This is a genomic window from Mesonia sediminis (assembly GCF_042684705.1).
GTDB classification, from domain to species: Bacteria; Bacteroidota; Bacteroidia; order Flavobacteriales; family Flavobacteriaceae; genus Mesonia; species Mesonia sediminis.
The window spans coordinates 470,365-496,493 of sequence record NZ_JBHULZ010000023.1 but is presented as its reverse complement, the minus strand read 5'-3'; the positions used below and the strand labels follow the sequence as shown (position 1 = coordinate 496,493).

19 protein-coding genes are annotated in these 26,129 nt (G+C 34.1%); 15 read left to right on the top strand and 4 right to left on the bottom strand.

Annotated features, from left to right (window positions below):
- Positions 1–23: 23 nt before the first annotated feature.
- The gene (locus ACFSQ0_RS05400) at positions 24–698 is read left to right on the top strand and encodes a hypothetical protein (RefSeq protein ID WP_379045230.1); all 675 of its coding nucleotides are present in this window, start codon (positions 24–26) and stop codon (positions 696–698) included.
- Between the two features lie 190 nt (positions 699–888).
- Here ACFSQ0_RS05400 and ACFSQ0_RS05395 read toward each other — a convergent pair whose 3' ends face one another.
- Genes ACFSQ0_RS05395 through ACFSQ0_RS05380 form a run of 4 tightly spaced genes read right to left on the bottom strand, consistent with a single transcriptional unit; the run spans position 889 to position 4,849 of the window.
- Complete coding sequence (locus ACFSQ0_RS05395) at positions 889–2,049, bottom strand: ABC transporter permease (RefSeq protein WP_200122895.1); 1,161 nt, start codon at positions 2,047–2,049, stop codon at positions 889–891.
- A gap of 7 nt (positions 2,050–2,056) precedes the next feature.
- Entirely contained in the window at positions 2,057–3,013 is a 957-nt protein-coding gene (locus ACFSQ0_RS05390; RefSeq protein WP_379045227.1) for an HlyD family secretion protein, read from the bottom strand.
- A gap of 13 nt (positions 3,014–3,026) precedes the next feature.
- Positions 3,027–4,409, bottom strand: a complete 1,383-nt coding sequence (locus ACFSQ0_RS05385; RefSeq protein ID WP_379045224.1) for a TolC family protein — start codon at positions 4,407–4,409, stop codon at positions 3,027–3,029.
- Positions 4,406–4,849 carry a MarR family winged helix-turn-helix transcriptional regulator gene (locus ACFSQ0_RS05380; protein WP_379045221.1) on the bottom strand — a complete coding sequence of 148 codons (444 nt, stop codon included), beginning with the start codon at positions 4,847–4,849 and terminating at the stop codon, positions 4,406–4,408. The genes ACFSQ0_RS05385 and ACFSQ0_RS05380 overlap by 4 nt, the downstream gene beginning before the upstream one ends.
- 351 nt (positions 4,850–5,200) lie before the next feature.
- On the opposite strand from ACFSQ0_RS05380, the gene ACFSQ0_RS05375 reads away from it, so the two are divergent.
- From ACFSQ0_RS05375 to ACFSQ0_RS05310, 14 genes are all read left to right on the top strand, one after another.
- Positions 5,201–5,713 carry a hypothetical protein gene (locus tag ACFSQ0_RS05375; protein WP_379045218.1) on the top strand — a complete coding sequence of 171 codons (513 nt, stop codon included), beginning with the start codon at positions 5,201–5,203 and terminating at the stop codon, positions 5,711–5,713.
- 1,447 nt (positions 5,714–7,160) lie between these two features.
- Complete coding sequence (locus ACFSQ0_RS05370; RefSeq protein WP_379045215.1) at positions 7,161–7,853, top strand: hypothetical protein; 693 nt, start codon at positions 7,161–7,163, stop codon at positions 7,851–7,853.
- Positions 7,854–8,047: 194 nt separating this feature from the next.
- Positions 8,048–10,087, top strand: coding sequence for an ATP-dependent nuclease (locus ACFSQ0_RS05365; protein ID WP_379045212.1), 2,040 nt, complete (start codon positions 8,048–8,050; stop codon positions 10,085–10,087).
- Position 10,088: 1 nt separating this feature from the next.
- A complete protein-coding gene (locus tag ACFSQ0_RS05360) occupies positions 10,089–11,879 on the top strand; it encodes a UvrD-helicase domain-containing protein (RefSeq protein WP_379045209.1) in 1,791 nt (596 codons plus the stop codon).
- A 478-nt stretch (positions 11,880–12,357) separates the two neighbouring features.
- Complete coding sequence (locus ACFSQ0_RS05355) at positions 12,358–12,534, top strand: helix-turn-helix domain-containing protein (RefSeq protein WP_379045206.1); 177 nt, start codon at positions 12,358–12,360, stop codon at positions 12,532–12,534.
- On the top strand, positions 12,534–13,133 hold the full coding sequence (locus ACFSQ0_RS05350) for a DUF1819 family protein (RefSeq protein WP_379045203.1): 600 nt from the start codon (positions 12,534–12,536) through the stop codon (positions 13,131–13,133). The genes ACFSQ0_RS05355 and ACFSQ0_RS05350 overlap by 1 nt, the downstream gene beginning before the upstream one ends.
- On the top strand, positions 13,133–13,717 hold the full coding sequence (locus ACFSQ0_RS05345) for a DUF1788 domain-containing protein (RefSeq protein ID WP_379045200.1): 585 nt from the start codon (positions 13,133–13,135) through the stop codon (positions 13,715–13,717). The genes ACFSQ0_RS05350 and ACFSQ0_RS05345 overlap by 1 nt, the downstream gene beginning before the upstream one ends.
- Positions 13,714–17,211: a BREX system P-loop protein BrxC gene (gene brxC / locus ACFSQ0_RS05340; protein ID WP_379045197.1), complete on the top strand. Its 3,498-nt coding sequence runs from the start codon at positions 13,714–13,716 to the stop codon at positions 17,209–17,211. Before ACFSQ0_RS05345 ends, brxC begins: the two co-directional genes overlap by 4 nt.
- Positions 17,212–17,241: 30 nt before the next feature.
- Positions 17,242–17,610, top strand: coding sequence for a four helix bundle protein (locus ACFSQ0_RS05335; RefSeq protein WP_379045194.1), 369 nt, complete (start codon positions 17,242–17,244; stop codon positions 17,608–17,610).
- A gap of 24 nt (positions 17,611–17,634) precedes the next feature.
- Entirely contained in the window at positions 17,635–21,285 is a 3,651-nt protein-coding gene (gene pglX / locus ACFSQ0_RS05330; protein WP_379045191.1) for a BREX-1 system adenine-specific DNA-methyltransferase PglX, read from the top strand.
- A 3-nt stretch (positions 21,286–21,288) separates the two neighbouring features.
- Complete coding sequence (locus tag ACFSQ0_RS05325) at positions 21,289–21,900, top strand: alpha-ketoglutarate-dependent dioxygenase AlkB family protein (protein ID WP_379045188.1); 612 nt, start codon at positions 21,289–21,291, stop codon at positions 21,898–21,900.
- A 2-nt stretch (positions 21,901–21,902) separates the two neighbouring features.
- Positions 21,903–23,012, top strand: coding sequence for a DNA/RNA helicase domain-containing protein (locus ACFSQ0_RS05320; RefSeq protein ID WP_379045185.1), 1,110 nt, complete (start codon positions 21,903–21,905; stop codon positions 23,010–23,012).
- Between the two features lie 5 nt (positions 23,013–23,017).
- On the top strand, positions 23,018–24,682 hold the full coding sequence (locus ACFSQ0_RS05315) for a hypothetical protein (RefSeq protein WP_379045182.1): 1,665 nt from the start codon (positions 23,018–23,020) through the stop codon (positions 24,680–24,682).
- A 2-nt stretch (positions 24,683–24,684) separates the two neighbouring features.
- Positions 24,685–26,127 (top strand): hypothetical protein, encoded by a 1,443-nt coding sequence (locus tag ACFSQ0_RS05310; protein WP_379045179.1) that lies wholly within the window; start codon positions 24,685–24,687, stop codon positions 26,125–26,127.
- Positions 26,128–26,129: the final 2 nt, after the last annotated feature.

The following is a 26,129-nucleotide window of genomic DNA, read 5'->3' as shown; positions in this document are numbered from 1 at the left end:
GCCAACTACTAAAATCAAATAAAATGATACAGATTTCAATCAAAACCGAATTAAAAAAACAAGTCATTTATAACAATCCACAACATTTTTGGAGCTGGTTCCGCCAGCATATATACAAGGTTCAAAACTACCCCTCTCAAAGTGCAATTAAGGAATTTATGAACGCTTTTAATGTACATCTTAACTATTACTGCAAAGATTTGTCCTTTACCGTTAGTTTTGTAAATGAGCAAATTTTTATAAATTTCTATGCCAGAGGAAACCCAATTTTTATAGAAGCTATTGTCGCTTTAGTTCAAGAAGCACCAAAGTTAGAAGGACTTGAAATTACTGCCTTTGAAGAAGCCGATATTTCAGCAGATGATATCAAAAACGACTCCATTAGCATCAAAACAAATAATATAAAATTCCAGTTCGCTGAGCTTACTTATTTTATAAATGAATTCTGTGAAGGATCAAGACGTTATGCGGTAATGATATACTGCCCAGAATATGTCTTTATCCAAGACACAGCAAGCCTTATCAATCAAATTTATGAACACTTAGTTCGTTTTCTAGGAGAGCAATTCATTTACCAGAAAATACTTGATTTTAGCTTTGTGAAATCACCATTTCCAGGAGTAGGGGAGCCATTAGCATATTTAAAACAAGACCTTGAAAAGGATATCACCTGCTTCTTAAATACGCACAAAACCTAGCGATATTTGATAAATACCACGGTATATATTAAAATATATAGAAAAAGTTATATATTTTTGAGGTTATATACTAGTTAGTGGCAATGGCAGAACAACCGTACCCCTGAAATTAAACGGATGAAAAATAACAACCTGACACAGAAAAAAATAATAAAAATCTACCACACAGGATTTTTTTGCAGTACAAAATTCAACCTTGCTTCAACACCTTTTTCCTTTTAAAATACAAAGCTACATAAGACAAAACCGCACAAACAAGTCCAATCCAAATCATAGCCCAAATTGCACCCGAACATTGGGACAACGTTCCTTCTTCTATCAGCAAAATTCTGAATGCCTGTAAGAAATGCGTAAGCGGAATCACATTTGCAACAGCCACAACCCAATCGGGCATTTGCGAAAGCGGCCACGTAAATCCGCTCAAAATAAAACTCGGAGTGGCTATTACCATCAATATTTCGGTTGCTTTGAGCTGACTCGGAATCAATATGCTTACCAATATCCCGATAAAGCATACCGACAACACGAAAATTCCCGCTACAAAGGTCAAAGCACCTAGATTTTCATAAAACGGAATCCTGAACCAAAACGTAAACAGATAATACAAGATCCAAATACCGAAGCTCATTATCAGATACGGAATTATCTTAACTGCCATTATTTTAAGTAGGGATTTGTTTTCCGAAACCAATGTTCTGAAAGTTCCGTTTTCGTATTCGGAAGCAAAGGACAAAGCCAAGCCTAACAGCAAAACCTGTTGTAAAACCGTTGCCAAAATGCCAGGCCACAAAAAGTACATATAGTTCGTGCTTCGGTTGTATTTTTTGATAAAGGTGGTTTTGAACGGCTCATATTGCGACATTGCTACACTTTCAGGCATTCCTTGTTTTTTAAGAGCTTCAATCTGAACTCCCGCTTTAAGTGTTCCTAAACAAATCTGAATGGCAGTCGAAGCATAATTGGCTGTTAAAACATTCGAAGTATTTACAATGGTAAGCACTTCGGGATATTTTTTGGTCATTACCTGTTTCTCAAAATCTTTCGGAATAATCACAACCGCAGGAATATTATCGTTTTCCGCTACGATTTTAGCTAAATCGTTCTGGTCGTACCGGATAAAAGCCACGTTCAGAACCTCATTATCCTGCATCATTTCAATAGCTTTTCGGCTCATCTGACTTTGGTCTTCATCAACCACCACAACAGGCAAATCGGTAACCTTACCTTTCTGATAAACAAAGCCTAAAAGTATTCCGTACATAATCGGAGCCCCAATAAAAAGCAACCGAAGCACACTGTTATCCCAAAACAAACGGAATTCCCTTTTTATAAGCGAAAAAAAGTTTTTCATTTGATTTTTATTTTAACAGTTCTAAAGTAACCGTAGTTTTCGTAAACAAATCTTTGGCCTGACTGATATCAATCGGACTGATTTTTATCTCAAAAAGACTCTCCTGAATTTCGTAATCGGGATAAGCCGTTGCAATATTTGCATAAGCTCCCAAAGCCTTAACCGAAGTTATTTTTCCCTTAACCTGACTTTTGTTATAGACCACATTAACCATTACTTCCTGTCCTTTCTGAACCTTTGAAAGCCGGCTTTCGGGAATCGTAAAACGGAAATAAGTCGATTCCGAAATCGTTCCGCTAATCAAGGTATAACCGGGAAGTGCCAGCTCCCCTGCTTTAAGCGTAATGGACTCTACCGTCATATCCTGCGGAGCAATGATATACCGCTCGGAATCCGCAACCGAAACTTCCTGTAAAGCTCCCAAAGCCCTTTCCTGCTGTCCCAATGCCATTTTTTGCTGTTCGATTCTTGCTCCGTATTTCACGTCCGAAATTTCAGCCTGAACAGCCAGATACTGCGATTGAGCCCCCTGATATTTAGCGAAAGCCTCATCATACATCTGTTGGGAAACCAACGAATCTTTAAGCATATTTGACAATCGGTTAATGGATTTTTGAGCCAGTTCGTACTGTTCTTTGAGTGCTTTTTGTTTGGCTTCTAGCTGTTTGAGCTGATTGTCCGTAGCTCCTTTCAAAGTCATATCATATTGGGCTTTTGCCGACTGAACAGCACCCTTTGCCTGACTTTTTTTGGCATCGACTTCGGGAATGTCCAAAATAGCAAGCGTATCGCCTTTTCTCACAAAATCTCCTTCCTGAATACGGATTTCAATGATTTTTCCGGGAATTTTCGATACGATTCCGATTTGCTCCCTTTCGATTTTTCCCTGAATAACCTCGGTTTTCGGCTTACCACAACCGACAGCGGAAATCACTACAACTAATAATAAATATATCTTTTTCATTACTTTTGATAATTTAGTTTAAAATGGTTTTGGTTAATTCTCCGGTTACGGAAAGTGTTTCTAAAGCGGACAGCCTTTGCTCTACTAAAATCTGAATTTTATTGGCTGATGCTTTAAACAAATCGTTTTCTGCTTCCAATCTTTGGGAAATGTTGATAAGCCCTTCCTGATATTGCCTTACAGCCATATTCAGATTGTTTGAAGCCACTTTTTCCTGCTCCAGACCGATTTGGTATTTCTGATTCTGAATCCTGTAATTCGCCAGGTTATTTTCCAAAAGCAAAGCAAATTTCTCCTTGGTATCGTCTAATTGATTTTGCACCTGTTCCGCATTTATCTTGGCTTCGTGGATTTTGTGCTTACGTTCAAATCCGCTGAAAATTTCCCATTTCATCGAAAGCCCTACCATCCAATTCGGACTCATCGTAAATTCGTTCATTCTTCCGTAAAGTCGGGAATTGACCATTGGAATTTCAGGTGTAATCATCGTAGCGTCAAAAAGGCTCGTATAAGTAACACCTCCGAATGCTCCCAAAACGGGAAGATAACTCCCTTTTTCTTTTTTAATCATATAATCCGATGCTTTTTTGAACGATTCCAAAGCCTTAAGCTCCTGTTTGTTCTCAACCGATAATTCTTCCGAAATCATATAAGGTGCAAGTAAATATTCTACTTCTTTGATTTGGTTTTCAGAATATCCCGTAAGGTAATTTATCTTTTGGTAAAGGACTTTTCGTTTTCCCTGAAGTTCTATTTTTTTGGATTGTAATTCGAGATTCGCCAATTTGATTTTGTCCCTGTCATACGGAATGGCAAGTCCTTCTTCGATAGCCCTTTCTACTCTTTTGGTTTCTGTAGCCAAGCGTTTTTCGCTGTCATTCAGTAATTTTTCGACTTCGTTCAGCAAATGGACCTGGTCAAACGAATGAATCACTTCTTTAATTAAATTTTCTTTTTCAGCCTCGGAAAGATAAGCCGTTCCGATTCGTTTTTGCTCTAATGCCTTTGCTCCGTTTTCGATTTGAAAGCCACTGAACAAAACCGTTTTTGCCATCAGGCTTCCCATCAGTACGTTTCCGTAACTGTCAAACGATTGCTTTCCGTCAAAAATCGGCTGATTGATAACCGGAATGTTCCCCGTTGGTAAATCGAGCGTTATGTTCGTATCGAAATACATATAATTTGCCGAACCTTCTACTTTCGGAATGTATTTGTTCCAAACACTTTTCTTTTCCGTACTGATTTTTTCCACTTCCAAATCTTTGTTTCGGATAGAAGCGTTTTTGTCGATTGCTTTCTGAATTGCTTCCTGCAAAGACGAGCTCACATCAATTTGAGCCTTTCCTTCAAAAGCCAAAAGGCAGGCAAGTATAGGCAGTAATTTTTTAATTCTCATTTTACCTCTAAATTTTGATATATTTTATGAAACACTTCTTTTACTGTCACTATATTTTCCACACTGATTCCTTTTATGGATTCTTCGACGGTAGCATTGACAAGATTCATAACTTTTTCCTGTATTTGCCTTCCTTTTTTTGTCAGAAAAATCAAATTAGACCTTCTGTCATTTACATCGGGTTTCCGGTCGACCAAACCGTCTTTTTCCATATTGTCAATCAAACGGGTTACGCTTGGTCTGTCCCGAAAGCTCTTATCTGCCAAATACTGTTGCGAGCAACCGTCATTTTCCCACAAAACAGCCAAAATAGACCATTGTTCCTTGGTTAATTCTACTCCGTTCTGTCTGAAATTCTTATTCAAAATACGATTAAATGCCTGTGGTGTCCTGCCAGTAAGCAGATTGTAAAAATCCTGATATTCTAAATTTGATTGCATAAACAATTGTTGTTACGACAACAAAAGTAAAGAATATTGTTATCCTGAAAGTATTTTTTAGAAAAATTAACATTTCGAGAAAATGAAAAAGTTCTTTAATCTTTTGATTTACAGATAAATGTATCAAATAAAGAGTAAACAAAAAGCCACAGCCACTAACAAGGGTTTTGCAAGAGAGCGGGTTAAGTGCTAAATTCAACTTTTGTGCTTCTATTCCGCAAAAACCATTTTTTATTTGCTTGAAAAGTGTAAATTAGCAAATAAAAAAATGGTTTTGCTACGTTGGTGCTAAATTGAAAGTTTGTGCTTTCTAATCCTCTCCCTCGCAAAGCCCCGAACCGTTGTGAACAATTGGAAGAGGAATCGGTCAAAGAAGAAAGATATCGCTTAGAAATAAATGAAAAGGCGCAAAACGAAGAGATTGTCCGATTGAATTTGTCGGAATTTCGATTTCGAGAAGAAATAAAAAATGGTCAAAGAGAAGAAATAGCTTATCACAAAAATGTTCACTTAAGTGGATTTGAGGAAAAGCCATTTGACTCATTACAATTAGACGACATTTCATATTCAATTTCACTTGATTTGAATAAAAGACTTGAGAATGCTTTTGAAGATTTAAAAGAAGACACCACAAATCCTTTAGTAATCGCTCATTTACAAAGTTCCGACAGAAAAGCTAATGTTTATTTGGTCGCAAAAGACCCTAACGACAAAATGTATTACGGAATATTAGAAACAGAATTTACCGACAAAAGACAACTAATGGGAATTCCAGAGTCAAACATTCGTGCGATAGAAGTTCGAGAAGTGTCTATGAAACCATTTGGAGCGAAAAAGTATATTGAGGAAGGAATTAAAGAATAAAAACGTGTTACAACAATATATATAAAAAATAGGCGAATCAGTAATAAACTCAAGGCTTTTAGCTCGTATCAAACTTTGTGTCTAACCAAAGTTTGGTGCTTCGAAATCGCCTACTTGTCATATACAAACACGTCACCAAATACACCTACTCCAAAACCTCCATCTGTCCAGGATCATTAACAACCATTTGGGGCTTGCCCCGATAAGTTTCTATAGTATCTAAAACTTTTATTGTTTTACCCTCATAGGCACAGTAGTTAAATTAACAACTTGATCTACTTTACCTTGTAAGGTAACTTCCTGTACAATATAATCGCGGATTTCGTTAACTGTGATAACGGCATCTTGAGCAAAAAGATTAGAGATAACTAAAAGAAAGAATACTCTTGTTTTATAGAGGTCAAAACAGTTTCCTTAGATTGTTTCTATTAATTATTCCTTGTCTTTTCCTTCTAAGTTCATTATATTTTAATGTTCATTGTCACTGAACAGTTAAAAATAATGAACAAAAAACTATGTATCGCAATAACGATTTTATTTATGAAGCTGTAGCAAAGCTAGAGAGCCTTATCAATTTAACAATTGATATTGAAACAGCAAGAAATAAATCCGGCCCCATTTTTTTATCAGATTGCACTTAGGCTAATTTTTCTACACCTGTTATTGCAAAGATTTATTCTTTACCGTTAGTATTGTAAATGAGAGGATTATAATAAATTTCAATGCCAGAGGAAACCCAATTTTTATAGAAGCTATTGTCGCTTTAGTTCAAAAAGCACCAAAGTTAGAAAGAATTGAAATTACAGCCTTTGAAGAAGCCGATAGCACAGCAGATGACATTGCAAACAACGCGATTAGCATCAAAACAAATAATATAAAATTCCATTTCAGTGAACTCACCTATTTTATAAATGAATTTTGTGAAGAATCAAGACGTTATGCGGTAATGATATACTGCCCAGAACATGTCTTTATCCAAGACACAGCAAGCCTTATCAATCAAATTTATGAACACTTAGTTCGTTTCCTGGGCGAACAATTCATTTACCAGAAAATACTTGATTTCAGCTTTGTGAAATCACCATTCCCAGGGGTAGGGGAGCCAATAGCACATTTAAAACAAGACCTCGAAAACGGTATCACCTGCTTCTTAAATAAACATAAAACCTAGTGATATTTAATAAAAATCCTTATAAATAGTAACATATTTCAAAAAAGTTATATATTTTTACGAATACAAACAAAATGCTCTTACTGGTACCCGATTTTAAAGTGTTCTCCTTGACTTGAAATTTAAGTCAACCTTGACAGGCTATTGACGAACACGCTAGATTTTCGCACAATAACCTTGAGGCGGTTAATCCAGTAAAAAAATGTATAAAAATAGTATATAATTGAGTTGGTATAATCAGTTGTGTGCAACGAAGAGCAACATTCGAAATAACAAATGAACGAATTACAAAACGCACTGTTAAAAATTAAACAAGAAAGACAAAAACAAGAAAATACGGATAATCTTGCTGTTGCTTTAAGCACATTAGTTGGAGCAAATGTTGTTAAGAAAAATGATTTCGACAAACTAAATCAAGAAAAAAAACAGCTTCTTGACACAGTAAAAGATATTGGCATAATTAAAATGGAACTGTTGAAATCGCAATGCAAATTCTTTGCTTTTAAAGAGTATCATTCTCAATGGAAACCAACAACTCGAAAATTTGAAAAAAGACTTTCAAAACTTAAATCTGAAAAACTGTATTTGACATTTAATGATTACCCTAAAGACATCGCTGAAAATCTGAAAGAGGCTTATAATTGTTATATCAATGGTCTTTCAATGGCTTGTTATATAATGATTTTAAGGACAATTGAAATTACCGTATCGATTATTTATGAGCAACATAATCCTAAAGAGTACAAAAGTAATGGACAACCTAAATTCGTGCCAGCATCAGTCAAATTAAATTGGGTGAAAAATGAAAGTATGATTGGTGGAGCAGACTACACTTTAGCAAAAGCATTCATTGAAGCTCGAAATGATAGTGTTCACGAATTGTTCGTTCCGACTGAAAAGCAAATATTTTCAGCATTTGAAACAGTAATAAATTTGATAACGAAGTTGAAAGTTGAAATAAAAAATTGAGAAAATGGCAACTCATAACAAAGTATTACCGCAATTTCGGCGTCCCGAACCGTCGGAAGACTACGTCTGAATTCACTCGGAATTGCTAACGTCACTGCTAAACCGGAAATTAAAGTATATTAATCCGTAATTGACGGTTATACGATACCATTAGGTTTCTTGCAAGAAAAACAGCTCTCTAAATCAATAGCTAAATGAGAATAAAAAAAATTGAAGTTGAGAATTTCAGGTTACTTGAAAAGATTAATTGTCAAATCGAAAATGATATAACCCTCATAGTTGGTAAAAACAATACTGGTAAAACTTCATTTTTTGAAGCTATCAGAATAGCTACCTCCAATGATGGTAAATTTATCTTTGAAGATTTTTCTCAAAGTACATACACCGTTTTTAAAACTGTCTATCAAAAGTATTTAGGAACACTTGAAAAAGGAATTTCAGAAGAGAGTAAAGATGAACTTGAAAAGCAACTTATCTCTGAAATTCCTAAAATTAAAATCAATTTTGAAATAGAATATGATAAAGAACTCAATGAATCACTCACTGAATTAAGTGAGTTTATTACCGATTTAGAGGATGCAAGAAATGATGCAACTATTTCCATTTCATTCGAACCTAAAAACACGTTAAGAGTATTTCAATCTTTTGATAACAGAGAAGATACATCTTTAGAATTAATTAAATACCTGCATAAAAATATAGATCTGTTATACGAAACTGTTTGTTATGCTGTTGATAAGGAATCAGACTATTATAGAAGAATAGAAGATAGTTTTATTTCAAAGATTCAAAAAGTAGTTCTCTTTGAGAGCATTAAAGCAATGAGAATATTAGATGATGTTAAAAGCGACTCAAATAATTCATTAGCTCTAGGTTTTTCAAATTACTACAATCAACGTGATAAAACAACTAATCAAGATGTAAAAGCATTAGAAGATAAATTAGACGAAGTTTCAGAGGAATTAAAAGAGAAATATGCCAAAGTATTGGAGAGCATAATGTTAAAACTTGAAAGGTTTGGTGCTAAAACTCCTATTGTAATTCCACCAATAACAATAGACTCAAGATTTGATTCAGAAAAGGTCATAAGAAATAACATTTACTACCTCTATAAACAAGACGAGGTTAATCTACCTGAAAGCTATAATGGACTTGGCTATAGCAATTTAATATATATGATTCTTGAGCTCGCAAGTTTTATTGAAAAATTCAAAAACTCTAAAGAGGAAAAATTATCTAATTTTCTTGTTGTACTAATAGAAGAACCTGAGGCTCATATGCACCCTCAAATGCAACAAGTATTCATTAGTCAAGTTACTGAAGTTCTAAAAGACGCAAAAAAGGAAACAGACCTTCAAGTTCAAGTAATTATTACAACACATTCCTCTCACATATTATCAGAGTCAGGCATTGAAACAGAGAGAGGATTTAATAGAATAAGGTATTTCAATAAATTAAAAGCTGATAATCGATATAAAATTGTAAATCAAGACTTTAATAATTTAAAAATCAAAGATAATAAACGAACTTTTAGATTTTTAAGACAATACCTAACACTTCATAAATCTGATTTATTTTTTGCAGACAAAGTAATATTAGTAGAAGGAACTACTGAACGTATGCTGTTGCCTCAAATGATAAAAAAGTCAGCACCTTCATTATGTGGTGAATATGTTTCTATTCTCGAAGTAGGTGGGGCTTATGCTCATTCATTTAAAGAAATTTTAGAATTTATCAACGTTAAAACTTTAATTATAACTGACATCGATTCGGCTCAAGAATATCAAGATGGTCATAAAAAGAAAACTAGAAAATGTAAAGTTGATGTTGGGGAATTCACAACAAATTACACTTTAATAAATTGGCTACCAAAAAAAAGAACCATATCTGAATTATCAAGTTGTTCTGAAGATGAAAAAATCAAAGACAATATAAGAGTAGCTTACCAAACTAAAGAAAATAATTTTAATGGTAGAAGTTTTGAAGATGCCTTTATAAATACAAATAAAGAGTTTTTACTTAAAGAACTTGAAGAAGACAAACGAACCCCTAAAGATGAAATATCTTGTCTAAAAAATAAAGATATTAATGTAGAAATTCCTGATAAATTTTCCTCCAAACAAAAAACAGAGTTCACCTTTGATATTATGTCTTTAGATGAAGAGAAATATGGAGAATGGAGCGTACCAGAATATATAAACGAAGGTTTAGTTTGGTTAGCACAAAATGATTAGTATGACTGCTATTGAACAAGTAATTCAACAAATAGAAACAAACAAGAGTTTTGTACTTGAAGCTGGAGCTGGGTCTGGTAAAACTTATACGTTAATTCAGACATTAAACTATTTGTTAGAAACAAGAGGTGAAAGTATTAGGTTGAATAATCAAAAGGTTGTTTGTATTACCTACACCAATGTTGCTAAAAATGAAATTATTGAAAGGCTTGAAAACAATCCTTTGGTTCTTGTTTCTACAATTCATGAATTTTTATGGGATTGCATTAAAAGATACAATAAGCAATTGATTATTGAATTGGATTTATTGAATGAAGCAATGTTAATTGATAAACCTGAAAAGTTTAACACAGGATTAAAAGACAGAATTTCAGAAGTTACGTATGACGATAGAGGCTATAGAAATTTTGAACAAGGAAGTTTACATCATGATGATGTAATTACTCTGTCTCTTCAAATGTTTAAAAACTATCAATCTCTAACTCAAATTTTAGGACAAAAATATCCCTTCATTTTCATTGATGAATATCAAGATACAGCTGCTGAAACTATTCAAGCGTTAATTGACTATCTATTAGAAAGGAATAAGACGAAACTGCTATTAGGGTTTTATGGTGATTCTTATCAGAATATTTATGATGAAGGTGTAGGTTCATTAGAATCATTTATAGCCTCTTCTAAAATTGAATTTGTAACAAAAGAAGATAATTATCGTTCTTCAAATAGTGTAGTTACTCTCTTAAATAAAATTAGAGATAATATTGTTCAAAAAATTCCTGAAGGCAAAGAATCAGTAAGTGGAAGTGTTCAGTTTATTAACTGCACAAACGACACAAAAGCTAAGGGAGAAAAGGTCAAAGATTATCGAGAAAGAATTTCACCAAAAAAAGATGCGGATTACGAAAATGTAATTAGTGATCTAGAAAATAATGGGTGGGATTTTTCAGAAAAAGGCAACGATAAAGTTTTAATAATTGCAAATAGTAAAGTAGCAGATAGAGCTGGTTTTGGGAATTTATATAAAACATATAATAACCGTTTTTTTGACCCTAAAGCAGAATTATTAAATAGAGATAACCATTTTGCCTCTTTCTTCTTAGGTTCTAAAGACAAAAAGACTTCGAAAGAACGTGAAACAGGTATTGAACATTTAGTTTCTTTTTGGAATAACAAAGATTTTAATAGCGTTATAAAGTATTTAAAGAGACATGGTATGATTAGTTCACTTTCTAAACATTCAGACAAAAAGCAAATAGAAGATAAATTAACTAAATTAATTAGTTTAAGGGATACTGGTACAGTTCAAAACGTATTTGAGTTCTGTATTGAAAATCAATTATCAGTTCCTTCAAAAAGCTTACAAAAGTTTCTTAAAAAAGTAAAAGTAGACTCTTCAACTATATCAGATGAAGATGAAAGGAAAAAAGCTGAAAAGAATAAATCTTTTTATACCTCATTGATGCAAACAAAATATAGTGAGGTAATATCCGTCTTTAAACATATCAAAGAGCAAACATCATATTCAACGAAGCATGGAACAAAAGGTGAAGAGTACAGAAATGTTTTAGTTGTGATTGACGATACAAGTTGGGTTTCTATGTATAATTTTGAAAAATTCTTTGATAACACCGATGATAAGGAACGTAGAAAATTAAGAACTAAAAACCTGTTTTATGTTTCTTGCTCAAGAGCCAAAGAAAATTTAGTTGTACTAGCTCTTTCTCAAATGGGTGATTTAGCAATGAAAAAAATAATTGAATGGTTTAGCGTTGAAAATGTAAAAACAATATAAAAAGCACGAAAACCTAACAATGACAATGAGTAATTGAATGTTCTAGCCTATTTCTGAATCCCAAAGTGTCGGTACTTGCCGGCTTTAAGCTTGATGTGTACTTGCAAAGTTTCATGCTAACCTACGTATCTACTCATAATCTAGATCGTTGACAATAACTAAAACAAAATACACTTCATTGTTTATAGTTCATAAACAATTTGATTGCTTGTTAACGAATAATCTACCTCACTATAAAGCATGCATTTTTAAACTCCGTTTCTTGCATTTCATATTTCAAAAATATTAATCGAAATTTCAAATAGCATTGCGAATTATTAAGAGTTAAAGTAAATGGGGCTAAGGAAAATAGATTAGACGCACTTTCTATTTATAACATACTTCAATAGGAGGTAAAAAGAATTTCTACAAAACTTATTTACCTAAATCTTTAATTCTTTATCTTTACTGAAGCTAAACTTTAATTTTTTTTAAATAGATGCTGAAAGATGTGATCAAAGCTAAGGGCCTTAAACAGGCATACCTTGCCCAACGTATGGGCGTAAGTGTGGTTACCATGTCCAACTGGGTAAAAGAAAAATCTAGCCCAAATAAAAAAAACTTAGAGAAATTAAGCCAATTATTAGAAGTACCTATAAAAGATCTGGTCAACTGATGCTATTAGAGGAAAAATATGATTTTGGATTCACAGCGCTGTCTTTAAGAGTAAAGGAACTGGTAAAGGTAGCTGTATCCAGACAAAGCGAAACTGATTTTGATGAAATCCAAGAAATAGGACAAGGTAAAACCAGCTCTGGAAAAAGATTTTTAATTGAAATAAATAAGCGTTTAGATAGTTTAAATGATCAGCAAATTGACATTTTAGTGAATGGTGATTTTTATGAACAAAAACAGATAGCTTTCTTGGCTATGTGCAAGGTGTATGGGTTTGTGCGAGATTTTGTCATAGAAGTTTGTAGAGAGAAAGTCCTTCTTTTTGACTATGCTTTAACGGAGGGTGAATACTTATCTTTTTTCAGAAATAAAATCGAAATACATCCTAAAATGCAAAATTTTACTGAGACTACTAACGAGAAAATTCGTCAAGTTCTGTTTAGAACATTAGTGGAAGCTGGAATTATTGATAATACTAAAAACAAAGAAATTCAACCTCAATTGTTAGATAGCAAACTAATGAGAGTTATTGCTAATGATGATAAAAAATGGCTCAAACTATTTTTTGTTAGTGATACGGATATCGAAAATTTTAATTGATGCAAAACCTAACCAAAAAATTTAGACACTTATACGATGTCGTTTCCTCAGAAAGATTTCTTAGTAAAGAGGCTTTAGGAGGGGAAATTCCTTTTTTTATTGCTGCTTATAAAGCAGAACAGGAACTTCAAGTAGTAGATGCAACTAAACGACTAATCAAAAAACTGGAAACCTCTGGTGTTCCTGTTTTAGAAATAAATCTGTACGATATTGCCTGTGATATTTTAGAGGAAGAAATTGGGTTAGAAGAATTCTTCAGTATTGAAAAAGATATGGATAAAGAAGAATTTTTAGATGCCATCCAATCAGTTCTTGAAATTCATCAAGTATTAATGCCAAAAATTGATAGCTTAATCAAAGCATCATCTGCTAAGGTGTATTTCTTAACGGGTATTGGCTTGGTATTCCCTTTTATACGTTCACACACCATTCTAAATAATTTACAAAGCATAGCAAAAGATTCACCAACGGTAGCATTCTTTCCTGGCGAATATAATGGACATGCTTTAAACCTATTCGGTTTATTGAAGGACGATAACTATTATAGAGCATTTAACATTGATAACATAGAAGCAAAACAATGATTATTAAAGATTTTTTTGAGAAAGATATTAATAGAAATATTGAAACGGTTATCAAAGCAGATGACCGTGACCAAATTTCTAATGAAGTAGAAGAATATGTAATTACCAATGAAATTGGGGAAAAAATACGAGACCTCTTTCAAGCCTACAACAATTATGCTGGTGTGAATGGGGTATGGATATCAGGTTTTTTTGGTAGTGGTAAATCACACTTGCTAAAAATATTGTCTTACGTCTTTGAAAACAAAAAATTTGATGGTGACGAAAGCGGAAAGGTGTTTGCTAATAAAATCACTAATGACGAAATGCTCAAAGGCGATGTTTTAGCAGCGACCAAAATTCCCTCAGAGTCTGTTTTGTTTAATATTGACCAGCAAGCACAGATCACAAGTAAGGAAGATCCAAATGCTATATTATCTGTTTTCTATAAGGTTTTTTATGACCATTTAGGCTTTTATGGTTCCAAAAGACCTGTAGCCGAGTTTGAAATGTGGCTCAATAGCGAAAATAAATGGCAATCTTTTCAAGAGGCATACCTAGATAAAAGCGGTAACAATTGGACGGATGACAGACGAAAGTATTTTGCTCCAAAAGTAAAGCAAAAATTAGGGGAGGTTTTAGGCGAGCTCTTCGATGATGATGCGTCAAAGTACCAAAACATCATAGATACAATGCGTAAAGACAGCACCTCTTCTATAGAAGACTTCTGTGTACGGGTACAAGAATATATTGCATCTAAACCCAAAGGTTTTCGCTTAAATTTCTTTGTAGATGAAGTTGGTCAATACATTAGTGACAACACTAAGTTAATGCTAAATCTTCAAACGGTTGCAGAAACATTGGCTACCAGAACTAAAGGTAAATCTTGGATTCTAGTGACCTCTCAAGAGGATATGGAAAAGGTCGTAGGAGATATGAACAAAAGCCAGCAAAATGACTTTTCTCGTATTCAAGCAAGATTTGCAATCAAAGTACCACTAACCTCGGCAAACGTAGATGAGGTGATAGAAAAAAGATTGTTAAGCAAAAACGAAGATGCACAAAAACAATTGATGGCATCTTTTAAAGAAACGAGTGCACAATTAGATACCTTGCTTTCTTTTTCTGAGGCGGGCGTGCAGTTTAAAGGCTTTAGCGATGCTTCCGATTTCGGTAATAAATTTCCATTTGTTCCCTATCAGTTTGACTTATTTCAGCAATGTAGAAGAGCATTGTCTATGCACAATGCATTTCAAGGAAAGCACGCTTCGGTAGGTGAACGTTCTATGCTAGGCGTTTTTCAGCAAGTAACACAAATCATTGAGGGTAAAGGTGAGCAAGCCTTAGTGAGTTTCGACTTAATGTACGAAGGGATTAGAAATGAATTGCGTGGCGAGATTCAAAGCTCTGTGATTATGGCAGAACGAAATCTGGATAACCCCTTTGCTATTAAAGTGCTCAAAGCGCTATTTCTCGTCAAATACTTCGGGAACTTCAAAACCACCAAGAGAAATGTGTCGGTGTTGCTTATTGATGATATTCAGGTCGACTTAAACGAACATAACCAGAAAATAGAAGAGGCTTTAAATATACTAGAAAATCAGAGTTATGTGCAACGTAATGGGGATGTGTACGAATTCTTAACCGATGATGAAAAAGACGTAGAGGAAGAAATAAAAAACACAGATATTGATGACCAAGCAGTCACGCAATTACTTAAAGAATTGTTCTTTGATGAAATTATCCGTGATAATAAGATTAAGTTTCTAGATAATAAGCAAGACTACGATTTTACCAGTAAAATTGACGGTAGCTTATTAGGTAGAGAAAAGGAGCTGTTTATTGAAATCATCACAGAGAATTTTATGGATTATGATAACGACACCTTCCACCAGTCCCAAACAATGGGTGCAACAGGTATGAAGCTCAAGCTAGCCTCTAACGCCTTGTTTATGAAAGATTTAAAAATGTATTTACGTACCAATAAATACGTAAAGCAAAATCAATCGACTACTAATCGTGTAGAGGTAAAACGTATTCTTCAAGAAAAAGCACAACAAAATGCAGAGCGCAGACGTAACCTCATCATAATGGCAAATAACACATTAGCAGATGCCGAGGTGTTTATGAATGGTAGCAAACACGAGTCTGGTCATAGTAAAGAGGGTAAAACCAAGGTTATTAATGCTTTTCAAGATTTAATTAAACAAGTCTACCCAAACTTAAAAATGCTAGGGAGCACTTTAATTACAGAAGATGCCATACGCCACACGGTGCGCAGCAAGCAAGATGATTTATTTGGTACAGATGATAAAACCATTTCCGAAGCAGAATCTGAAATTCTAAATTTCATCAAAAGACGTAAAAAACAATCGGATAGAACCTCTCTAAACGATATTAAAACCTACTTTACGAAAAAACCTTATGGTTGGTACCCTAATGCGATTTGGACAATTACTGCAAAACTATACAAACGTGGTAAGGTTGAGTTAAAGCAGAATGCAAGCTTATTAGAGGATGAGGCTGTGCTTACCGCACTCGTCAATAGTGCAAACCACGGTTCTACACTGTTAGAGCCACAAACCGAAGTGGATCCAAGACAACTAAAGCAACTAAAAGAACTCTATGCAGATGCTTTTGATGAGACGACGGGGCTTAAAGAAGCAAAAGATGTAGCAGTAGCCTTTAAAGAAAAAATTAAAGACCTCGCAGCTGAGGTAAAGCAATTGTATTACAGAAAAAGCGACTTCCCATTCTTGTCAGTTTTAGAAGATTTTAGTGAGAGATTGCAAAGACTATCAGATAAAGATTATAAATACTTCTTGACCAGTATCTCAGATTTTGAAGATGATTTACTGGACAATAAAGAAGACTTGCTAGATCCTATCAAAAGTTTTATCAATGGGGAACAGGCAAATATCTATCTCGATATTAAAAAGTTGGTGAACAGCAACACGGCAAACATAGATTATATAGAAGGCGACGAGTTTGAAACTTTAACTGCACTGATCAATAGCAAAACTCCCTACAAAGGCAATGCCATCCAGATAGCAAAAGCTGCTAAAGATAGCTTAACCAAAAAGGTAGTTGAGAGTATTGATACTGAAAAAAAGCGATTCAATGAAAAGTTAGATATAATTTTCTCTGACCTAGAAAAAGCAGAATCTTTCAAACAGTTAAATACTGATCAACAAGATGAAATTAAGAATAAAATTATTTCGCTTAAAGAGAAAGTGAAAGCAGAACGCTTTATTGGTAATATTCGTAATGAAATACGGAAGGTTGAAGACAACTTCTACAACGATCAGCTCAACCATATGGCTAAATTGCTGGCGCCTAAAGACGAGTCTGGTAAGGCAAAAGAACCTAAAGCAAAATATATCAAAAAAACATCCATTTATGTAGATTATCCTAATCGTGAGTTAACCTCAGAAGAGGATGTCCTCGAATACACCGAAGCTCTTAAAAAAGCTTACTTAGAACGCATTAACCAAAACTTAAAGATTACCTTATAGAATGGTGTTGGTTGATGGTGAATAAAAAATATGAATATGGTTAAAGATTATAAAGATTTAAGAGTTTGGCAGCAGAGTATGGAGCTAGTTGCGCAAGTGTATATTTTAACGAGAGAAATGCCCAGCATTGAGCAATTTGGTCTAACAAGTCAAATAAAGAGAGCTGCTATTAGTATACCGAGCAATATCGCTGAGGGTCAAGCTAGAGCGTCTAAGCAATTTTTACATTTTATAAGAATAGCACAAGGTTCTCTATCAGAATTAGAAACGCAGTTAATGCTATGTATAAAACTTGATATGCTGGCTGAAACAACAGTAAATGAAATCTTAACTGAAATAATAAGTATTAAAAAACAATTACATAGTCTTTCAAATAAGCTAAAACAAGCCATTAACTAACCACCATACACCAACCACCAAATTATGAACACCAACCAACTCAAAAAATTCGCCCAAGAAGCGCGTATCAAAATCGTTTCGCAAGTCGCTGCAAAGCTAGAGTATGTGTTAACCACAGACTCTGCCGTGTTACGTGAAAAAGAAGTTCAGGTAAAAAAGCTTAAAGCCGAAATACAAAAAACCTCAAAAGAACAGGTTGTAGATAAGGTGGCTTATACCTGGTTCAATAGGTTAATGGCATTGCGTTTTATGGATGCTAACGACTACCAACCTATAAAAATAGGCGTAGTCACACCAAAAGAGGGCTACACTTTACCAGAATTACTAGACGAAGCCAAACAAGGCAACATTCCAGATGAGTTACCTGTAGATACCAAACATATTTTTGACTTACTAGATGGTACCATACGCAGCAGCGATGCACAAAACGAAGCCTACAAAGAACTACTCATAGGGGCTTGTAACCACCTCAACACCATTTTTCCTTTTCTGTTTGAAAAGATTAATGACTATGCAGAGCTACTCTTACCTGACGATTTAACCTCTGAGTTTTCCATAGTACAAGACATAAGAGACGGAATGGCAACAGAAGATTGTGCTGAGGTAGAGATTATTGGTTGGATATACCAGTTTTATATTTCTGAACGAAAAGATGAGGTCTTTGCTGCCAAAGGAAAAGTAAAAAAAGAAGACATACCAGCAGCTACGCAATTGTTTACACCTCGCTGGATTGTAGAATATATGGTGCAAAATACGGTAGGGAAACTATGGTTACAGAATAGACCTAGCTCTAACCTAAAAGACCATATGCCGTATTACATCGAGTCACCAAGTGCAGAAATTGAGGACTTTCTTAAAATTGATTCTGTAGAAGAGATTACGCTTCTAGACCAAGCTTGTGGTAGTGGTCACATTCTAGTGTATGGTTTTGAGTTATTGACTAAAATCTATGAAGAAGAAGGCTATAGCCCAAGTGAGATACCACAGTTTATAATTGAAAAAAACCTCTACGGTTTTGAGATTGATGAACGTGCTGCTCAGTTGGCAGGTTTGGCTTTAATGATGAAAGCTCGTGAATACCATAAACGTGTTTTTAGAAAAGAACTCACACCACACATACTGTGCTACCAAGACTTAAAATTAACCACAGATGAGATAAAAGAAGTCTTTAAAAGCATTGATGTAAAATTATCTAATGAACTACTAAACGATTTAGAAAACATACAAGAAGCAACCAATCTTGGTTCACTCATTCTACCGCAATCAAGTACCTCTTTTTTAGAAGAGACTTTAGAAGTATTAATGCAAAAAGAAAAAACGAGTACTGACTTTTTTCTTAAAGACAGCATACAACAACTAGTGACTAGCTGCCAGCAACTAGTGGCTCTAAGTGCAAAATACCATTGCGTAGTAGATAACCCACCATATATGGGTGGTGGTAATATGAACAAGCCACTTGCAAATTTTGTAAAGATAAATTACAAAGACAGTAAATCCGATTTAATGGCGTGTTTTATGGAGGCTGGTTTAGCTGTTTTGCACCCTAAAGGCTATTTAGGTATGATTAACCAACATTCTTGGATGTTTTTAAGTAGTTATGAAAAACTACGAGAAAAACTCATCAAAGAAACACACATTGATACGCTACTGCATTTAGGAGCTAGAACATTTCCTGAAATTGGTGGCGAAGTCGTGCAAAATGCTGCTTTTACCTTAGTTAAAAATGAAAGCAAAAATGAAGGAAGTTATATCCGTTTAGTAGATGAAAAACATACCAATTTAAAGAGAGATAAAACTTTAGAAGGTATTCAAAACTCAGATAGTGATTGGTTTTATATTGCAAATCAAGAAGATTTTTGTGAAATACCAGGTAATCCTTTCGGATATTGGTTCTCAAAAAAAATACTTGAGCTTTTTAAAAACAAAAGTTTGGAGGATATTGGAGAACCACGTCAAGGTTTGGCCACTAGTAACAATGATAGATTTCTAAGGTATTGGTTAGAGGTTGATAACAATAAAGTTTTCAACTCATCCAATTTAAAATGGTTTCCTTTTAATAAAGGTGGGGCGTATAGAAAATGGTATGGAAATCAATCCTTAGTGATTAATTGGGAATTTGATGGAAAAGAAGTACTTGAATATGCTAAAAAACTATATAAATCACCTACTAGAACAATTAAAAATATTAAATACTATTTTAAGCCTGGGGTTACATTTTCCTTAACTAATACAAATGGTTTTGGTGCTAGATTAAGTCCCGATGGATTTATTTTTGACGTTCAAGGAAGTACAGTGTTTAGTGAAAAAAATAGACTTAATTTTATTTCAGGATTATTAAATTCTAATACTGTACGGTTACTAATGGGTGTTTTGAGCCCTACAATGGTAACACACGTTGGATATCTTAAGAAGATACCTGTTGTAAAAGATAATGATTCGCTAATTTCCGACAACGTTAGTCTGTGTATTGAAATTTCCAAGACTGAATGGAACTCAAGAGAAACTTCTTGGGACTTTAATCAAAACGAACTCATCAAACATAAATCAGATACTTTAGAAGAATCCTACGACCTATACGAACACTACTGGAAAAATAAATTTTTCCAATTGCATAAAAACGAAGAAGAACTCAATAAGCAATTTATAGACATCTATGGTTTGCAAGAAGAGCTTACGCCTGAGGTTCCGCTAGAAGCTATCACCATCTTAAAAGAAGAGTTAGACCAAAAAGCCTTAAAAGAGCTTTCTGCTAATTATAAAAGTGGCTGGGAATTAGTAAATGGTAAATGGCAATTAAAAAGCCAACCACCAACCACCAACCACCAACTACCATTCAACGCCAAAGAAGTACTCATACAATTTATAAGCTATGCAGTCGGTTGTATGTTTGGTCGTTACTCGCTAGATAAAGAAGGCTTAATTCTAGCCAATCAAGGAGAAACCTTAGAGGATTATTTTAAATTGGTGAATAGTGAACAGTTTATGGTGAATGGTCAGGAGGAGCCATCTACCAACCACCAGCCACCAACCACCACTTTTCTACCCGACGACGACAACATCATCCCCATACTAGATGACGAGTGGTTTGAAGATGATATTGTAGGTCGTTTTTATGAGTTTTTAAAAGTCACTTTTGGAGCAGCTAATTTTGATAAAAACCTTGCTTTTGTAGAAGATTGCATAGGTAAAGACATCCGTAAGTTTTTTGTAAAAGACTTTTACAACGACCACATAAAACGTTACAAAAAACGTCCTATCTACTGGATGTTCTCATCACCCAAAGGAGCCTTTAACGTGCTTATTTATATGCACCGCTATACACCAGATACATTAAATCAAATCCTCAATGGCTACTTAGTGGAATACAGAGAAAAACTCAACACCCGTATGGAGCATTTAGATCACTTAATTGAGTCTGGTACCTCTAGCGAGCAAACCAAAGCAGCCAAAGAAAAGGACAAACTAAAAGCAGTCTTGCTAGAACTACAAGAATACGAAAGAGAGGTCTTATACCTACTTGCTACAGAACGTATAACCATAGACCTAGATGATGGTGTACTAGTCAACTACAACAAGTTCGGTACAGCTCTTAAAAAAGTAACAGGCTTAAACGATAAAAAAGCAAAAGATAAAGTGAGGAAGTTTGATTGGATTGATACAAGTGAAATTAGATAAACTATGAGCGCAACATTATTTTCCGAAGAATCGAAAGACATAAAACCAATAAAAATTAAGGATGGGGAATATATCTATGTACCTAATTTTTACAAAAAGGAATTGGCAGACAAGTATCTTGCTCGGTTGTTATCTGATATACACTGGAAACAGGAGTCAATGAAAATGTACGGGAAAGAAATACCTTTTCCTAGATTAACGGCTTGGTACGGCGATCAAGACAAGCCATATAGTTTTTCAGGTATAACATTACAGCCGCATCCTTGGAGTCCTGGTCTTTTAAAAGTAAAAAACGATATAGAGCCTATCGCTGGTGTCTCTTTCAACAGTGTGCTGTTAAATAGATATAGGGATGGAAGCGACTCTATCTCTTGGCATACTGATGCAGAAAAAGAGTTGGGGAAAAATCCAGTTATAGCGTCAGTCAATTTTGGCGCCGAACGCAAATTTCAACTGAAACATATAGAAACCAAAGAACGCATAGATATAGTTCTACAACACGGTAGTTTGCTTATAATGCAAGGAGAGTTACAGCACTACTGGAAACACCAGATTCCAAAAAGTAAAAGGGTAAAAGAAGAAAGAGTAAACTTAACCTTTAGAATAATAAAATAGCTATGCCATATAATTTTGAATTACCATTAATCACAGATCTCACGCCAGATCAACAAACCGTTTTAAACTATGCTGAAGCAGTAGCCGTATCTGGTGGTCCAGGAACAGGTAAAAGTGTTATAGGCTTATGGCGACATATACGTAATTATGACACTGGGAATGCTAAGAGCTTGTTGTTGACTTATACGGTTTCATTAGAGCGTTTTTTAAAAGAGACCTGTAGAACAATAAATGAAGAAGCAGCTAATAACGTAAACAGAACATTCCGCTATACAACTGGAACAGATCAACAGCAATATGATGAAATTATAGTTGATGAGGCGCAAGATGTCAATATAGAAAGATATGAGATTATAAGGCGAAACGCCAATAGAGTTTCTTATACAACTGACGACAATCAAATTTTGTATCCTGAGCAGTCAACAAAATCCGAACAATTACACAATGTATTTGGTAATCAAACCTTTACACTTCGAACTAATTTTAGAAATACGCACGAAATCACAAGATTTGTAAGAAGTCTATTTCCTGATCATATAATACAAGATGGGAATTCAAATGGTCCTATACCGCAATTAATTCATACTGACAACGACGAAGATGATCAGCTACAAGCGATAATTGATATCATAAATACTTACCAAGATCCTACGCATAATATTGCAGTTTTAGATCCATTTCAAAATGGTGTGAGAAAGTTGCGTCAAAAATTAAGTGATCGCGGTATCAATTGCTCATATTATGTAAATGAGGCAGACAATCTTAATCAAATTGAACGTGTACACGTCACCACATTTAAATCGTGTAAAGGTTTAGAATTTAACACTATCATAGTTCCAAATTTTGCTAGTTATAGTTGGTGGCTAAGAGAGCGACCGAATATTGTTACTGAAAATGATATTTATGTGGTATTAACACGTTCTAAAAATAACGTATTTCTTATAAATAATAGCCCAAACTATTACAGTAAGAAAAATATGGCTCCACTTGCTATACCGTTGCAACGTGGTACAGTACAAGAAGAAGATTATGTGCCTAACCAACAAATTCAGAACAATCAACAACAAAATAATAATCCAATTATCGATGATGACGATGATTTGCCATTTTAATTATTATGAAAAAAACTGCGACATTCTACATACATATACAATCTGATACTCTGGCTCATTATCTGGTGCGTGGCATTTTTTGCCCATCACGATTCTTGACCAACAAGAATAAAGATATGCAAGATCAATTTGATTCATTTCTAATCTTGTCTGATAAAAAATGGAATACAGAAAGCGACTGTTCCATTAAAATTATTCTATTAGAAGAAGAGATTGCAAAATTATTCGATTTACAAAAAAACTACGTAGCACTAGCGGGGTGTTTACCTATCTCTCGCCTGAAAATGATTTATTTTGCGGATAAGAAGAAAGCAGAAAATGTGATTTGGAATATTAACCAAGGTGCTGCTTACGTGCCTGAATGGGCGATCTCATTTGAAAATAAAAATAAACAAGAAAGTGTGTCGCTTACTGAAAAGCACAGTTTCCCAGGAGATGATAACGAAGGTCTTCTAAAAACCCATCTACAGAGGTATGATAGATTAATGGGTGGCTTTGCTTTTATGAGGACTGCCCATTTACTCAAAGAATATCATCAATTGGATATAACACGTAAGAGTGCTTCTGCTATCTCATATTTCAATACTGAAATTGCAGAATCGGTAAAGAATCAAAATGTCAAATTAGATACTAATATCTTAAATGTTTTCTCTGGTAAAGATCCTATTTATAGTTATCTAGGTAAAGAAATAACCGATGAAATCATAACAACCGTCTCTAAAAAGGAAAATCAAAAGGTTACAAAACAATTTAATACTATTATATTGGACCAACTGGATCAGAATAGCTTAACGTTTGAGCTGGCGATGTTGTTCACTTATGGGAAAGGGAAAGTAAAAAGTGATAGTGATTTAGTTTCGGGTTTATTTAACAATATAAATGTCGAGTTTGTTGAGAAGCTGGCATTAGTATATGGCCTCAATTCTGGTTATAAAGCTTTGCGCAATGCTTATTCAAATGCTAACTATACCGAAAACATCAAGTTTAAACTCTTAACAAAACTAGAATTCTATCTAATCGAATCACTTTATAGATATGCATTTTGGAATCATACGATTAGTAATTCATTTTCTTTTATTAATGACTTAGAGATCAAGAAGAATAGCATTATTAAAAATGACAACTTTCAATATCTACGGCTATTTGATTCGGTATACGCTTACGAGAAAACTAAAACTAAGAAAGATAATAAGGAGTCTCTATCGTCAATGATAAAGCAAACAGTAAATAAATGGTGTTCGACAAATGCTGTAGAGCTTGATGTGAGTGGTTTTGACGAGACTCTTATTAATAAAATCTTACCACTTATAAAAGAAAATATTATTGTGAAAAAAGTTGATTATTCTTCTAAAACTAATAATGTAAAGAACGATAAAGAATTTAAAAGCCGTGTTGATGAGTCCAAAATCGAAAAACAAAGCTTAAAAAATTCAATAGAAGATGTATTAGAAAAAAACTCTAAAAAACAACCGTCTGGACCGCTTAAATTATTTGATGACACAGAACAATGTTCCACAAAAGATTCAAAAGATGATGATGAACTGAGCTACAAAGATCTTGATAATCTTAAAGTCACGGAATTAAAAAAACTTTGTAAGAAAAAAGGTTACACCAATTATTCAAAACTTTTAAAAGAAGACCTTATCAAATTTATAATGTCGCAACAATAAATATGGATTTTCTATATGACTATAAGGTAGCGCTTCAAAATTCGGTACAACTTCAATCTTTCATTGATGATAGATTGGATGAATTATTTGATTATTACAGCTTGAGTAACTTTGAAGCGCTTAATAAAGATCGACATTTATTTAAGAGCTTACCTACTCTAGATAGTATTGCGGGATTAAATTTCTCGTTATCAAAAAATGAGGCTTATCTAAATCTCCTATTGTCAACAGCAGTAAGGTTAAATGAATCATTTTCATTTGAACATTTTTTAAACTTATTAAATCAGGAAGGTTTAGAACAATCTAAAATTATTGAAGCGTCGGCCAACTTTATGAATTGTCGAAATGCAATTGAGTTAATAGATAGTTATGATACTATGCTATCTTTATTAGAAGAAGCATTTCTTACTGAGACCGACTATAGAAAAGAGCCATTAACAGTGTTGCTAAATTTTTATGCCACGGCTATTAAACATTTTGGTGAATTTAATGAACCAAGATTGAAAGAAGTCCGTAGCTTAATTTTTAGAAGTTTTGAAGATGAGGAAATAACTTTCGCAACTGATCCTGTTTTAGAAGATGCTCTTAAACTAGACCTAGCATTTCAAAATAATCCACATAAAGAGCTACAGTTAATCATTGATCGATTTCTGACAGAAGATCCAATTATAGAAACTTTTGCACCTGGCTTTATAATTGAAAGCGATACAGCGTATGCTGATGTTATTGAATCTAATACATTTAATATGGATGAGATATGGCAACTGAACCGAGATTTTTATAATCAGATGGGAGAAACCAATCCTATATTTCGCTCTCTAGGTCGTGGGACTGCAGTGCTAACAACCACAGATCAATTGATTGTATATATGTCTCAGCTTGGACAAATGCATTTTGCAAAATTAAGAGATGCTTTTGAAGGATTACCTGATGGTTTAAGTGACATCCATCTGTTCGACTGGGGTTGTGGTCAAGCACCAGCATCAAAAATGTTTATAGATCATTATACGGCACAAAATATAAAGACAGTAACCTTGATAGAACCCTCTGAATCAGCTCTAAAAAGAGCATCTTTACATATATCGCGAGACACTCAAAACATTTATACGATTAATAAAGATTTTGATTCATTAAATATAGATGATATTACACGTCATAAAGAACCAACTGATGTTACAGTTCATATCCTTTCTAATGTGATAGATATGGAAAACTTCCAATTGCACACCATATTAGATTTGCTGCGTAATCAGAATAACGATGTTACGTATTTCCTGGTTGTTAGCCCCTATATAAATAGCGCTCGCGTGCAGAGAATTGAAACATTTGTAGAAGAGATGTGTGAGAATATAGAAAGTGAATTATTGCTTACTGATACAAAGAAGAGTGGAAGTTGGCATAATAGCTGGTCAAAAGTAATAAGAGTATTCAAAACAGAAGGTTAGGA

Coding starts and splice junctions, on each gene's coding strand:
- ACFSQ0_RS05355 (WP_379045206.1), top strand. CDS start 12,358: ATGCTGAAAGATGTGATCAAAGCTAAGGGCCTTAAACAGGCATACCTT.
- ACFSQ0_RS05365 (WP_379045212.1), top strand. CDS start 8,048: ATGAGAATAAAAAAAATTGAAGTTGAGAATTTCAGGTTACTTGAAAAG.
- ACFSQ0_RS05400 (WP_379045230.1), top strand. CDS start 24: ATGATACAGATTTCAATCAAAACCGAATTAAAAAAACAAGTCATTTAT.
- brxC (WP_379045197.1), top strand. CDS start 13,714: ATGATTATTAAAGATTTTTTTGAGAAAGATATTAATAGAAATATTGAA.
- ACFSQ0_RS05390 (WP_379045227.1), bottom strand. CDS start 3,013: ATGAAAAAGATATATTTATTATTAGTTGTAGTGATTTCCGCTGTCGGT.
- ACFSQ0_RS05335 (WP_379045194.1), top strand. CDS start 17,242: ATGAATATGGTTAAAGATTATAAAGATTTAAGAGTTTGGCAGCAGAGT.
- ACFSQ0_RS05395 (WP_200122895.1), bottom strand. CDS start 2,049: ATGAAAAACTTTTTTTCGCTTATAAAAAGGGAATTCCGTTTGTTTTGG.
- pglX (WP_379045191.1), top strand. CDS start 17,635: ATGAACACCAACCAACTCAAAAAATTCGCCCAAGAAGCGCGTATCAAA.
- ACFSQ0_RS05380 (WP_379045221.1), bottom strand. CDS start 4,849: ATGCAATCAAATTTAGAATATCAGGATTTTTACAATCTGCTTACTGGC.
- ACFSQ0_RS05310 (WP_379045179.1), top strand. CDS start 24,685: ATGGATTTTCTATATGACTATAAGGTAGCGCTTCAAAATTCGGTACAA.
- ACFSQ0_RS05370 (WP_379045215.1), top strand. CDS start 7,161: ATGAACGAATTACAAAACGCACTGTTAAAAATTAAACAAGAAAGACAA.
- ACFSQ0_RS05315 (WP_379045182.1), top strand. CDS start 23,018: ATGAAAAAAACTGCGACATTCTACATACATATACAATCTGATACTCTG.
- ACFSQ0_RS05345 (WP_379045200.1), top strand. CDS start 13,133: ATGCAAAACCTAACCAAAAAATTTAGACACTTATACGATGTCGTTTCC.
- ACFSQ0_RS05320 (WP_379045185.1), top strand. CDS start 21,903: ATGCCATATAATTTTGAATTACCATTAATCACAGATCTCACGCCAGAT.
- ACFSQ0_RS05325 (WP_379045188.1), top strand. CDS start 21,289: ATGAGCGCAACATTATTTTCCGAAGAATCGAAAGACATAAAACCAATA.
- ACFSQ0_RS05360 (WP_379045209.1), top strand. CDS start 10,089: ATGACTGCTATTGAACAAGTAATTCAACAAATAGAAACAAACAAGAGT.
- ACFSQ0_RS05385 (WP_379045224.1), bottom strand. CDS start 4,409: ATGAGAATTAAAAAATTACTGCCTATACTTGCCTGCCTTTTGGCTTTT.
- ACFSQ0_RS05350 (WP_379045203.1), top strand. CDS start 12,534: ATGCTATTAGAGGAAAAATATGATTTTGGATTCACAGCGCTGTCTTTA.